Annotated in this window: 13 protein-coding genes and 1 pseudogene; 10 read left to right on the forward strand and 4 right to left on the reverse strand. The window is 72.0% G+C overall.

All coding sequences use genetic code 11. The features are described from left to right. Positions 1-43: 43 nt before the first annotated feature. The 3 genes from IE326_RS11395 (at position 44) to IE326_RS11405 (ending at position 3,843) form a co-directional block, all read left to right on the forward strand. Complete coding sequence (locus tag IE326_RS11395; protein WP_190041438.1) at positions 44-718, forward strand: ABC transporter ATP-binding protein; 675 nt, start codon at positions 44-46, stop codon at positions 716-718. Positions 719-1,367: 649 nt separating this feature from the next. Further along, positions 1,368-2,117, forward strand: coding sequence for a transposase family protein (locus IE326_RS11400; protein WP_190041439.1), 750 nt, complete (start codon positions 1,368-1,370; stop codon positions 2,115-2,117). Positions 2,118-2,163: 46 nt separating this feature from the next. Next, positions 2,164-3,843 (forward strand): FtsX-like permease family protein, encoded by a 1,680-nt coding sequence (locus tag IE326_RS11405; RefSeq protein WP_308440322.1) that lies wholly within the window; start codon positions 2,164-2,166, stop codon positions 3,841-3,843. A 62-nt stretch (positions 3,844-3,905) separates the two neighbouring features. Here IE326_RS11405 and IE326_RS11410 read toward each other — a convergent pair whose 3' ends face one another. Beyond that, entirely contained in the window at positions 3,906-4,379 is a 474-nt protein-coding gene (locus tag IE326_RS11410; protein ID WP_190041440.1) for a carboxymuconolactone decarboxylase family protein, read from the reverse strand. 102 nt (positions 4,380-4,481) lie between these two features. On the opposite strand from IE326_RS11410, the gene IE326_RS11415 reads away from it, so the two are divergent. Then, a complete protein-coding gene (locus tag IE326_RS11415) occupies positions 4,482-5,354 on the forward strand; it encodes an alpha/beta fold hydrolase (RefSeq protein ID WP_190041441.1) in 873 nt (290 codons plus the stop codon). 34 nt (positions 5,355-5,388) lie between these two features. Continuing rightward, positions 5,389-6,453, forward strand: coding sequence for an aldo/keto reductase (locus IE326_RS11420; RefSeq protein ID WP_150229784.1), 1,065 nt, complete (start codon positions 5,389-5,391; stop codon positions 6,451-6,453). A 218-nt stretch (positions 6,454-6,671) separates the two neighbouring features. On the opposite strand, the gene IE326_RS11425 is transcribed toward IE326_RS11420, so the two are convergent. Continuing rightward, positions 6,672-7,298 carry a MarC family protein gene (locus IE326_RS11425; RefSeq protein ID WP_150229782.1) on the reverse strand — a complete coding sequence of 209 codons (627 nt, stop codon included), beginning with the start codon at positions 7,296-7,298 and terminating at the stop codon, positions 6,672-6,674. Between the two features lie 178 nt (positions 7,299-7,476). On the opposite strand from IE326_RS11425, the gene IE326_RS11430 reads away from it, so the two are divergent. Further along, positions 7,477-7,893: a YciI family protein gene (locus tag IE326_RS11430; protein ID WP_190041442.1), complete on the forward strand. Its 417-nt coding sequence runs from the start codon at positions 7,477-7,479 to the stop codon at positions 7,891-7,893. A gap of 83 nt (positions 7,894-7,976) precedes the next feature. On the opposite strand, the pseudogene IE326_RS11435 reads toward IE326_RS11430, so the two are convergent. Next, positions 7,977-8,578, reverse strand: a pseudogene (locus tag IE326_RS11435) (rhodanese-like domain-containing protein). A gap of 71 nt (positions 8,579-8,649) precedes the next feature. On the opposite strand from IE326_RS11435, the gene IE326_RS11440 reads away from it, so the two are divergent. Then, a complete protein-coding gene (locus IE326_RS11440; RefSeq protein WP_030752445.1) occupies positions 8,650-8,937 on the forward strand; it encodes a metal-sensitive transcriptional regulator in 288 nt (95 codons plus the stop codon). A gap of 82 nt (positions 8,938-9,019) precedes the next feature. Here IE326_RS11440 and wrbA read toward each other — a convergent pair whose 3' ends face one another. Next, positions 9,020-9,628, reverse strand: coding sequence for an NAD(P)H:quinone oxidoreductase (gene wrbA, locus IE326_RS11445; RefSeq protein WP_190041443.1), 609 nt, complete (start codon positions 9,626-9,628; stop codon positions 9,020-9,022). 254 nt (positions 9,629-9,882) lie between these two features. Here wrbA and IE326_RS11450 point away from each other — a divergent pair, with 254 nt between their 5' ends. The 3 genes from IE326_RS11450 (at position 9,883) to pip (ending at position 12,303) form a co-directional block, all read left to right on the forward strand. Next, the gene (locus IE326_RS11450; protein ID WP_150229774.1) at positions 9,883-10,557 is read left to right on the forward strand and encodes a TetR/AcrR family transcriptional regulator; all 675 of its coding nucleotides are present in this window, start codon (positions 9,883-9,885) and stop codon (positions 10,555-10,557) included. Positions 10,558-10,634: 77 nt separating this feature from the next. After that, positions 10,635-11,207 (forward strand): RBBP9/YdeN family alpha/beta hydrolase, encoded by a 573-nt coding sequence (locus IE326_RS11455; RefSeq protein ID WP_190041444.1) that lies wholly within the window; start codon positions 10,635-10,637, stop codon positions 11,205-11,207. 10 nt (positions 11,208-11,217) lie between these two features. Continuing rightward, positions 11,218-12,303 carry a prolyl aminopeptidase gene (gene pip / locus IE326_RS11460; RefSeq protein WP_190041445.1) on the forward strand — a complete coding sequence of 362 codons (1,086 nt, stop codon included), beginning with the start codon at positions 11,218-11,220 and terminating at the stop codon, positions 12,301-12,303. Positions 12,304-12,381 lie beyond the last annotated feature (78 nt).

Consider the following 12,381-nt stretch of genomic DNA (forward strand, 5'->3'; position numbering starts at 1 on the left):
CGCGCCCAGCGGCTCCCCTTTTCCTCGAAGGAGCCACAACACCATGACTGTCATCCTGCATGCCGAGAACGTGAACTTCCTCTATGGCGAGCAACACGCGGTCAGAGACGCTGACCTCACGCTCAACCGCGGGGAGGTGGCCGCCATCATGGGGAGCAGCGGTTCCGGAAAGTCCTCTCTGCTGTATTGCCTCGCCGGGGTCCTCCCGCCAGCGAGCGGGACGGTGACCTTCGACGGCATGGTGTTGTCGTCCCTTCCGGACGTCGAGTTGAGCGCCTTACGCCGGGAGAGGATCGGGTTCGTCTTCCAGTACGGAGAGCTGCTCGACGAACTGACGGCTGAAGAAAACGCGGCCCTGCCCTTGCGTCTGGCAGGAGTCCCGAAGGACCGAGCCCATGCGGCTGCCGCGCGCATTCTCGCCCGGCTGGGGCTGGGGGATCTCCTCCGCCGCAGGGCTTCGAAGCTTTCCGGCGGTCAGCGTCAGCGAATCGCCGTCGCGCGTGCTCTCGTTCATCAACCGGACGTAGTTTTCGCGGACGAGCCGACCGGAGCGCTCGACAGTTCCAACGCCTCTACGGTTCTGGAGGAATTCCTCCGGCTCGCGAAGGAGCAGGACACCGCGGTGGTCATCGTGACGCACGATCCACAGGTTGCCGCCAAGGCCGACACCCAGTACATGATGGTGGACGGTGTTCTCGCCCAGAGCGTGACCGCATGAACCCTTTTCTCCTCGGACTACGTCTGCTTTGGGGCAGCGGGCGCAGAGGCCGTACGCGTTTTCTGCTGATGACGTTCGGTGCTGGTCTGGGAGTGGCCTGCCTCGCGGCAGTACTGACCATTCCGACGATTCTCGCGGCCCATGACGCTCGCACCACAGCGCGTTCGCCCCAGGTCGCTGAACGAGCGAACGTCGTCTATCAAAAGTTCGTCGATCCCTACGGCTCGAGGCCGCTTCGCAGAGTCTTCCTCGCGCGCACAGGACCGGGTCCGATCCCGCGCGCCCCAGGAGTCACAGAACTTCCCGGCCCTGGAGAGGCCGTCGTATCCCCGAAGCTCCGCGAGATTCTCACGGCGCACCCCAGTGTCACCGGACTCGTCCCAGGACGAGTGACGGGCGTGGTCGAGGCCGAAGGACTCGGAGGGCCGGACGATCTCTACGCCTATATCGGAACCACCCCGGACAAGCTCTCCGAGCCTCGTCCACTCGCCCGCTTCGGGGGCGGTCGACTCCAGGACGAAGTCGTCGATCAGGGAGCTTCTTCAGAGTGGTCACCGATCGGGTGACGGCCAAAGGTGGATAGCAGACGAGGCCTTCGGGCAGTGGTTCGAGATGTCTGACGTCTCAACCGCTGCGACCGGAGGCCTCGTTGGTCATCTATCCTGCCGCACTCGACCTGCCGCACGCGCTCGTGGAGTGGGTCACGATGCTGATCGTCACCCGTGAAGGTGATCGCCGGTGCAAGCTGCGACCTTCGCAACGCGCGATCATCACCCTGGTCTACCTGCGCGAGCACACCACCTACGCGAAGCTCGCCGCGGGTTTCCGGATCAGCGAGGGCACTGCCCACGCCTACGTACAGAGCGTGATCAAACTCCTCGCCTCCAGGGCACCGTCCCTCACGCAGGCGCTCCGTCGCACACGTCCCGAGTACGTCCTGGTGGACGGCACCATCGCCGAGTGCGACCGGGTCGGCGACCACGAACGGGACTACTCGGGCAAGGCCCGACGGCACGGAGTGAACATCCAGGTCGTCACCGATCCCGCGGGCGGGTTGATCTGGTACTCGCCGGCGTTGCCGGGTCGTACGGTCGACATCACCGCCGCCCGCACCCATCGAATCGTTACGATCTGTGAGCGACTGCGGATCCCGGTGCTGGCCGACAAGGCCTACGCCGGAGCCGGCGGCACGTTCCAGGTCCCGTTCAAACGCCACCTCGGACGGCCCCTCACCACCAGACAGGCAGCCGTCAACCGAGCACACGCACGGCTCCGCTTCCCCGTCGAGCGAGCCTTCGCCCGCCTCAAGGCCTGGCGGATCTTCCGCAAAGCGCGGATCAGCCCGAACCGGCTCACGTCAATCGCCAAGGCCGTCCTCACCCTCGAGAGACGACGCTGAAGATCCTTAGGAGACACTGGGCATTCTCCGGTTCACCCTCGGATGCATCGTTCTCCTCCCCCTGGTCGTGTTCCTCTCCGTCTGCGCACGTCTGTCCGGGGAGTCCCGGGCACGACGGCTCGCGGCGCTGCGGTTGGTAGGTCTCAGCATCAAAGACACGGTGCGGGTCAATGCCGGCGAAAGCGTTGCGACGGCGGTCGCCGGGTCGGTGCTCGGACTCCTCGCGTACCTCGCGTCCAATGAAGTCATGGCGCGAGTCGGGCTACCGGGGTTGCAGTGGTACCCGGCGGACGGACGTCCCACGTGGTCGACCGTGGCGGTGTGCCTGGTCGGGAGCCCCGCGCTTGCGTGGGTCGTCGGGTTGTTCAGCGCCCGACAGGCCGCCCTCTCACCGATCGCGGTGCGCCGGACGACGGGACGCAGGCCGACGTGGAGGTTCGGGGCGTTGCTGCTGGTCCCGGGGCTGGGGGTGATCGGTGGCTACTGTGTGATGAGCGTATTGGGGAAGGACCCGTCCGGAGGATCCGCCAGTTCCACTCTCGTTCCTTGCGCCGTCCTGCTGACCGGCGCGGGGCTCGTCCTCGGGCTGACTCCCGTCACCGCCTGGATCGCGCGGCGCCTTGCCGGCGCCTCGAAGTCCCTTCCGCTGACGTTGGCGATGCGGCGTGCGGAGGTGGACCCCGGCTCCTCCATGAGGGTGGTCACAGGACTTGTCCTGTTGGTCTTCGGTGCGTCGCTCACCCAGGGCGTGCTCATCGAACTGGACCAGGTGAGCCGACGTGATTCGCCGCTCCAGGAGTACCAGGTCGATCTGGCCAAGATCAGCCCTTCGCAACAACGTCGGCTGGAGCGGCTTCCGGGTGTCCGAGCCCACTTGCGCTCATACAGCTCGTGGACGCCGCCCGGAGACGCCTACGTCGCGGGACTGGAAATGATCGTCGGCACGTGTGAGCAGATCGCCGCGACCACCATCTCGGTGAGGGGGTGCACGGAAGGGAAGGCCATGAGGCTTCGTGGCGGCAACCCGCCGTCCGCATACGACCCGAAGCCCGGAGAGCGGTTCCCCTTCGCCCTTCGGAACGGTCGGAAGGCCGTCTTCACGGTGCCCGAGGCCAGCGCCGAACTGCACTCCTATCAACCTTCCGTCCTTCAGTCAGACAGCTTGCTCGTACCGCCCTCGGCGGTGCCCGCGGGGATGGCGGCAGCGGGAAGCCTCACCCTGGTTTCGAAGGCCGATACGGAAACCGTCCGGGCCGTGCTCGACGGGATCGGTGCCGTGGCACCGACCGTGGAGGTGGACGCGGTGGGGATCGCGATCGAGGCGCTGGCGCAACTGGCCGTCATCCGGAGCCTGCTGGTGGTCGGGATGGTGCTCGGGTTGGCCGTGGGGGTTGCGGCGTTCGTTGTCTCTGTGACTGATCGGGCGTTGGAGCGGCGGGGGCAGGTGGCGGCGCTGGGGTTGTTGGGGGCTCGGGCGGGGACGTTGCGGGTGGTGCAGGTGGTGCAGGTGGTGGTGCCGTTGGCGGTGGGGCTGGGTGGGGCCGTGGTGGCGGGGTGGCTGGCCGAGTCGAGTTACCTGATCACCGGGGGCGGGGCCGTGCACTGGGACTGGGCGGGGCTGCCGGTGTTGGTCGCGAGTGCGCTGGGGGTGCTGGTGGTGGCCGGGATGGCCTCCGTACCAACGGTACGGAGGCATGTGGATCCCGAGCACATCCGGAGGGACTGAAGGAATGAGGGGTTGAAGGGTTGAGGGGGGCTAAGGAGCGGGGGCCGGTCGTCCCTGGGGCGTCAGGCGAACTGGCCCGGGACGTAGTCGCCCGCGGGCTGCTGGGTCATGACGTTGAGGCGGTTGAAGGCGTTGATGAGGGCGATGAGGGAGACGAGGGCGACGAGCTGCTCCTCGTCGTAGTGCTTGGCGGCGTTCGCCCAGGCCTCGTCGGTGACGCCGGTGTGGTGGTCGGCGAGGCGGGTGCCCTGCTCGGTGAGTTCGAGGGCGGCGCGCTCGGCGTCGGTGTAGACCTTGGCCTCGCGCCAGGCGGCCACCAGGTTGAGGCGGAGGGCCGTCTCGCCGGCCGCGGTGGCGTCCTTGGTGTGCATGTCCAGGCAGAAGCCGCAGCCGTTGAGCTGGCTCGCGCGGATCTTCACCAGCTCCTGGGTGCTGTGGGGGATGACGGAGTCCGGGATGGCGGCGCCGGCCGAGGCGAGGTGCTTGACGACCTTGGCGGCGACGGGGCTGGCGAAGAGGTCGAGGCGGGCGTCCATGGGGTTCCTCCGTGGTGTCGGTGGTTTTCGTGGTGCGGGGTGTCCGGGCTTTCAATGGGGTGACGGAGCGCGGGGGCTCGGTGTGACGGGAAGAGGGGGCGGATGAGTGTGAGCTGGGTCACTCGGGAGTTCGTGCGTGGGGGCGTCGTCCTGTCGCTGCGCGACTGGGGCGGCGACGGGCCCGGCGTACTGCTGCTGCACGGGCTCGCCGGGCACTGCGGGGAGTGGGACGGGCTCGCCCGGCGGCTGGGCGGCGACGGGTACCGCGTGCTCGCCCTCGACCAGCGGGGGCACGGGGCGAGCGAGCGGGCGCCGGAGGACGTCTCCCGCGCGGCCCATGTGGACGACGTGCTGGGGGTCGTGGAGGAGTACGCCTCCTCGGAGGACCGCCTGGAGCCCTCCGCGCGGTCCTTCGTGCTCGTCGGGCAGTCCTACGGCGGGCTCGCCGCGCTGCTGGCCGCCGCCCGGCGGCATCCGCTGGTCGCCGGGGCCGTCCTGGTCGAGGCCGGGCCCGAGAAGTCCTCGCCCGAGGACGTGGACGGGGTCGTGGGGTGGCTGCGGGGGTGGCCGGTGCCGTTCGGGGGGCGGGAGGAGGCCGTCGCGTACTTCGGGGGCGGGGCCCTCGGGGAGGGGTGGGCGGCCGGCCTGGAGGAGCGGGACGGCGGCTGGTGGCCCCGGTTCGACGCCTCCGTCCTCGCCGCCTCGCTCGCCGAGAACGCCACCCGCGCCTGGTGGGAGGAGTGGGACGGCATCGACGTGCCCCTCCTCTCCGTCCTCGGGCAGCACGGGATCATCGGCGCGGAGCAGTGGGACGGGATGGCCCGCCGGCAGCCGGGACTGCGCGGGGTCTGCCTGCCGGGCGCCGGGCACGACGTGCACCTGGAACGGCCGGAGGAGGTGTACGGGGCGGTGTCGGCGTTCCTCCGGGAGGTCACCGGCGGCCCGGGCGGACCCTCCCGTACTCCCGCCGCTTGACCTGGAGTTCGCTCCAGGGCCTAGGGTGCGGCGCATGCGCTATCGGGTACTCGGCGGGACCGGGATCGAAGTCAGCACCTACTGCCTCGGCACCATGATGTTCGGGGCGGTCGGCAACCCCGACCACCAGGACGCCGTACGGATCATCCACTCCGCCCTCGACCGGGGCGTCAACTTCGTCGACACCGCCGACATGTACTCGGCGGGCGAGTCCGAGGAGATCGTCGGCAAGGCGCTGCGCGACCCGCGCCGCCGGGACGAGACCGTGCTCGCGAGCAAGGTGTACTTCCCCGTCGGCGGGGACGGGCCCGCGCGGGGCGGCCTGTCCCGGCGGTGGATCGTGCGGGCCGTCGAGGCCAGTCTCGCGCGGCTCGGAACGGATCGGATCGACCTCTACCAGGTGCACCGGCCCGACCACCGCACCGACGTCGAGGAGACCCTCGACGTCCTCGGGGACCTCGTCTCCCAGGGGAAGATCCGGGCCTTCGGCTGCTCGACCTTCCCCGCCGAGCGGATCGTCGAGGCGCACGCGGTCGCCGAGCGGCGCGGGCTGCGCCGGTTCCGCACCGAGCAGCCGCCGTACTCGCTGCTCGCGCGCGGGGTGGAGACCGCCGTGCTGCCGGTGGCGCAGCGGTACGGGATGGGCGTGCTGACCTGGGCGCCGCTCGCCTCCGGCTACCTGTCGGGGGCGTACCGGAAGGGGCGCGGGGTCGACCTGTCGCGCGGGCGGGCGGCGCTCACCCCGCACCGCTTCGACCCGGCCCTCCCCGAGAACGCGGCGAAGCTCGAAGCCGTCGAGCAACTCGCCCTGCTCGCCGAGGAGATCGGCTGCTCGCTGCCCGAACTCGCGGTCGCCTTCGTCGCCGCGCACCCCGCCGTCACCTCGGTGATCCTCGGACCGCGGACGATGGAGCAGCTGGACGGGCTGCTGAAGGGCGCCCCGCTCGTGCTGAGCGACGAGGTACTCGACCGCATCGACGCGATCGTGCCGCCCGGCACCGACCTCTACCGGGCCGACGGCGTCTGGCGTCCCCCGTCCCTCACCGAACCCGCCCTGCGGCGAAGGGCGTTGGACGACCGGGCCGCCGCCGAGTCCTGAGCCTCGGCCCACAGACCTGCCGACCCGCCGACCCGCCACCGGCCGACCTCCCGATCCACCGGTCTCGTCGGCCTGCCGGTCTCGTCGGCCTGCCGGTCTTGTCGGCGGGCGTGGAGCCGGCTCCCGTACGCGTGCTCCTCCGGCGGGTACGCGTACGGGCGGCGGGGGCGGCGAACCGGCGCCGCGCCACGTCCCGGCCTGGTCCAGAGACACACCGTCTAGTGCCGGTCGAGGCCCGGGACGCCCAGTTCCGCGAGGCCGTCGAGGAAGAGGTCCACGCCGACCGCGGCCAGCAGGAGGCCGAGGAGGCGGCCGAAGAGCTCGATCGTGGCGTGGTGGGTGCGGCGCAGCAGCGGGGCGAGGAACAGGACGCAGAGCAGGTCGAGCGCGATGACCGTCACGTACGCGCCGACGACGGTCGAGCGCCAGCCGACCGAGTCGCGGGCGGCGGACTCGACGAGCACCGCCGTCATGGCGAGCGGGCTGACGACGTACGGCATGAGGAGGTCGCGGACGCCGCTGAGCGTGTCGGGGGCGTCGTCGTGGGAGCCGTCGGAGCCGAGGTGCATGCCGAGGACGAGCCCGACGGCGTAGATGAAGAAGATGACGCCGCCGGCCAGCTGGAGCGCGGGGGTGCTGATGTGGAAGAGGTCGAGCAGCCAGGGCGCGGTGGCGCCCGCGACGAGGCCGACGAGGACCGCCGCGCCGGAGGCGATGAGGGCGATGGTGCGGAGCTGGCGGATCGGGTGGACCTGGGCGAGGCCGGCGAACGCGAGGAGCACCTTCGGCGGGCCCACGACCGAGAAGAACGTGATGAACGTGGCGGAGTAGGTGAAGGGGTTCACAGCGGCCATCATCGGGCGGCCGGGTGATTCGGGACGTATTTTCCGGATCCGTCCGCGCGGTGTCGAGATCCCGGCGCCGGCTCCGACTCTCCTGCGGAAGGCCGGCCGGGAGCACCGGAAGGACCGGCAGGCCGAGAGGGGAGTCCGCAGGGGCTCCCGAGGAGATGTGGAGGACCCCATGAAGTACCTGGTGATGGTGCAGGGCTCGCACGCCGACTACGAGGCGATGTCCGGGCGCGGCTCCGCGCAGGGCCCGGCGTGGGACAAGGAGTCCCTGAAGGCGATGTTCGACTTCATGAACACGCTCAACAAGGAGCTGATCGAGAGCGGCGAGATGCTCGACGGGCAGGGCCTCGCCGACCCGGCCGAGACCCGGCTGGTCTCCCTGGACGCGCAGGGCCGCCCGGTGGTGACGGACGGCCCGTACGCGGAGACCAAGGAGGTCCTGGCGGGCTACTGGGTCCTGGACTGCGCGAGCCTGGACCGCGTGACGGAGATCGCCGCCCGTGTGATGCGCTGCCCGCAGCCGGCCGGGGCGCCGGCCTACCCCGTGGTGATCCGCCGGATCGACGAGACCGGTCCCGTGCAGGACTGACCGGAGGCCGGGAAGGACTGGGCCGGCGGCCGGGCGAGAGCCGGACCGGACAGGAGCCGGGAAGGGCCCCGGGGCGGGGGGAGCTACTTCCCGGGGCCGCTCAGGCGGGTCAGGGTGGCGGTCAGGTCGGGGGCGGTGGTGGTGGGGCGGTTGTGGGGGAGCTTGCCGAGCATGAGGGCCATGCCGCAGGCGTTGGTGAGGGCCGAGAAGACCAGGCCGCCCGCGATGGCCGCGGAGAGCAGCTGGAAGGCGGGGTGGACGAGCAGGCCGAGGAGGAGGCCGAGGAGGACGAGGGAGCCGGCGGTCAGGCGGACCTGGCGGTCCATGGCCCAGACGGCCTTGGCGGGGGCGCCGGCCGGGCGGTCCAGGGGGTGGCCCGCGGCGGCCCAGCCGCTGGTGCCGCCGGCGAGGTCGAGGGCGGGGACGCCGTGGGCGGCGAGGCGGTCGCGGGCGCCGGCGGAGCGGTTGCCGGACTGGCAGACCAGGAGGAGTTCGCCGCGGGCGGCGGCGGCCTTCAGGGCGGGGACGGCGCGGGCGAGCGCGTCGAGGGGGACGTTGTGGGCGCCGGGGACGTGGCCGGAGGCGTACTCGGCGGGGTGCGGACGTCGACGACGGCGAGGTCGGGGAGGCGGTCGCGGGCCTCCGCCGCGTCGAGGACCGGGGGCGTACTCATGGCAGATGTCATCCTTGGTTGTCGAAGGCCCCCCGTACCTGGGGAGTAAATTACCCCCTGGGGTATGTGCAGGAGGAGTGGTTGTGGAACTCGACCTCGCGGGCGCGGAGCTCAAGGCCGTCCTGAACCGGCTGCGCCGGGCGCAGGGCCAGATCTCCGGAGTGATCCGGATGATCGAGGAGGGGCGCGACTGCGAGGAGGTCGTGACCCAGCTGGCCGCCGCCTCGCGGGCCCTGGACCGGGCCGGTTTCGCGATCATCGCGACCGGGCTCCAGCAGTGCCTGACGGACATCGAGGGCGGCCGGCGGGACGGCGAGGACCCGGAGAAGATGCGGGCCCGGCTGGAGAAGCTGTTCCTCTCCCTGGCCTGACGCCCCTAGCCGTGCACGTGGGAGTGCCCCCGGCGGAGTCTTCCGCCGGGGGCACTCCCGCGTACAGGGGGACGGGTACGGGTCAGTCGACCGCGAGGCCCTTCAGGCGCTTGGCGATCGTGGCGAGGCGGGTGCCCTGGTAGCGGGCGGCGGCCAGCACGTTCTCGGCGGGGGCACCGTTGGCGGCGGGGTGCGCGGTGCCGTACGGGTTGCCGCCGGCCGCGTAGACGGCGGGGTCGGTGAAGCCGGGGGAGACGATGACCGAGCCCCAGTGGTGGAAGGTGTTGTAGAGGGCGAGCAGCGTGGACTCGTTGCCGCCGTGCACGTTGTGGGCGCTGGTGAAGCCGGTGGCGGGCTTGTCCGCCATGACCCCGCGCTGCCACAGGCCGCCGGTGGTGTCGACGAACTGCTTCAGCTGGGCCGCCACGTTCCCGAAGCGGGTCGGCGAGCCGAGCGCGTACGCGTCCGCCCACTCCAGGTCGTCGAGCGTGGCGACCTCCACGCCGGCGGTGGCCTCGACGTGGGCGCGCCAGGCCGGGTTGGCGTCGATCGCGGCGTCCGGGGCCAGCTCGGGCACCCGGCGCAGCCGCACCTCGGCGCCCGCCTTCTCGGCACCCTCGGCGAGCGCGCGGGCGAGCTGGTGCACGGCACCGGTGGACGAGTAGTAGACGACGGCGACCTTCACGGACATGACGGGCTCCTGGTTCCGAAGTTCCGAACGGACGGCACTCACACGGGTTCTGCTCGGCCGCGCTCGGCGGGCCGCACCCAAACGGATCACTTTCCGCTTGGGCGTCCCGAGGCTAAACGGATAGCAATCCGGATGGCAAGGCGGGCGGGTATGCTCGTACCCACGGGGAACGCGTGCGCACGAGGAACACACGGGGAACCGGCCAGCGGGAGACCGACCACGACGGGGGAGCGACGAAGGGCAGGGACGGAACGATGAGCAGGACGAGAAGACCGCAGACCGACGACGGGTCCGTGCGCCTGCTCACCCTCCTGCCGACCGGCCACGGCACGGGGCCCGGCACGGGCGCCGCGACCGGCTCCGGACCCGGCGCCGAGCGCGCCGACGCCGCCCGCAACCGGCGCCGGATCCTCGACGCCACCGCCCGGATCGTCGCCGAGAAGGGCCCCGACGCGGTCACCATGAACCAGGTCGCCCACGCCAGCGGCATCGGCGTCGGCACCGTCTACCGCCGCTTCGGCGACGTCTCGCAGCTGCTGTGGGCACTCCTCGACGACCGCGAGCGGCAGTTCCAGGAGGCGTACATGAGCGGCCCGCCGCCGCTCGGCCCCGGCGCCCCCGCCGGCGAACGGCTCGACGCCTTCCTGGACGCGCTCGTCGACCGCGTCGCCGAGCAGCGCGCGATCCTGCTCGCCGCCCACTCCGCCGCGCCCCGCGCCCGCTACCACAGCGGCGCCTACCAGGTGATGCACGCGCACGTGGCGATGCTGCTGTCCCGGATCCGGCCCGGCGACGACTCCGCCCTGCTCGCCCACCTCCTCCTCGGGTCCTTCTCCCCGGACCTCCTGCACCACCTGACGGTGGAACGGTCCCTGCCCGCCGAGCGGATCAAGGCGGGCGTACGGCAGCTGCTCGCGCTCCGCGCGTAGGCCCCCGGCCCCGGGGCGGGCGTCCACCCTTCGGAATCCCCTGGACGCCCGCCGCGCCGCCGCCCGACGATCGGGCCATGACCGCACCCCAGACCTTCCTCCTGCTCCACGGCTTCCAGAACCACCGGCCGCCCGGCCACTGGCAGCACTGGCTCGCCGGGGAGCTGCGCGCCCGCGGCCACGAGGTCCGCTACCCGCAGCTGCCCTCCCCCGACGCGCCCGTGCTCGGCGAGTGGCTGGACGCCCTGGAGGAGCACGGGAAGCGGCCGGCCTCGGGCGAGTTCGTCGTCCTCGCGCACAGCCTGTCCGTACTGCTCTGGCTGCGGGCGGGCGCGCGCCGGCCCGAGGCCGACCGGGTGCTGCTCGTCGCCCCGCCCTCCCCCGGCGTCACCGCCTCCATCCCCGAGATCGCCGCCTTCGCCGACGGACTCGACCTCGCCGAGCGGGGCGCGACCGCCCGGCTCGTGTACGGGGACGGAGACGCGTACTGCCCCGAGGGAGCCGCCTTCCACTACGGCACCCCGCTCGGCCTCGACACCGACCTCGTCCCGGGAGGCGGCCACCTCAACCCCGACAGCGGCCTCGGGCCGTGGCCCGCCGTCCTGCGCTGGTGCGAGAACCCGGACGCCCGGATCACCGGCACCGAGTAGCGTCGGGCGGATGCGGCCCGAGACCCCTGAGACCCCCGAGACCCACAAGACCCACGAAGTCTCCGGGAACCCTGAGATCCCCAGGACCACCGGGAGCGCCGAGGTCCCCGGGGTTCCCGGGACCGCCGCGCCGCCCCCGTACGGTCCCGCCCGCCCAGCCCCGTACGCCTCCCCCGCCCCGTACGCCTCCGGGCTGCTCGACGTCGGGGACGGGAACCTGGTCCACCACCAGGTCCACGGGAACCCCCGGGGCAAGCCCGCGCTCGTCGTCCACGGCGGACCGGGCTCCGGGTGCTCCCCGACCGCGCCCCGGTCCTTCGACCCGGAGAAGTACCGGATCGTCCAGTTCGACCAGCGCGGCTGCGGGCGCTCCCTCCCGCACGCGAGCGATCCCGCCACCGACCTCTCCGTGAACACCACCGCCCACCTGGTGGCCGACATGGAACGGCTCCGCGTCCACCTGGGCGTCGACCGCTGGCTGCTGTACGGCGGCTCCTGGGGCTCGACGCTGGTCCTGGCCTACGCGCAGGCGCACCCGGAGCGGGTCGGCGAGATCGTCATCCCGTCCGTCACCACCACCCGGCGCTCCGAGACGGCCTGGCTGTACGAGGGGGCCGGGCGCTTCTTCCCCGAGGCGCACGAGCGGTTCCGGGCCGGCGCGGGCCACGCGGAGGACCTGGTGGGGGCCTACGCGGCCCTGATGAACCACCCCGACCGGGTCGTCCGCGAGAAGGCGGCGGCCGACTGGTGCGCCTGGGAGGACGCCGTCCTGTCGACGGAGGGCATGGGGACCCCGTACAGCGACCGCGTCGACGACGCCCGGCTCGCCTTCGTACGGATCTGCTCGCATTACTTCGCGCACGGCGCCTTCCTGGAGGAGGGCGCCCTGATCCGGGACGCGCACCGGCTCGCCGGCATCCCCGGCGTCCTCGTCCACGGGCGGCGCGACATGGCCGGACCGCCCGTCACCGCCTGGGAACTCGCACGGGCCTGGCCGGACGCCGAGCTCCACGTCGTGGAGGGGGCCGGGCACCTGGGCGGCGAGGAGACCCGGCGGCTGATCACCGACGCCCTCGCGCGCTTCGCGGAGCGGTGAGCCCCTCGCCGGGGGACCGGCACGGCCGAAGGGGTGATCCGCGTGGCGGACCGGGGCCGAGGAGCCGATCATCGAGGA

Origin of the sequence: Streptomyces filamentosus, from assembly GCF_014654895.1 — a bacterium.
In the GTDB taxonomy this organism is placed as follows: Bacteria; Actinomycetota; Actinomycetes; order Streptomycetales; family Streptomycetaceae; genus Streptomyces; species Streptomyces filamentosus.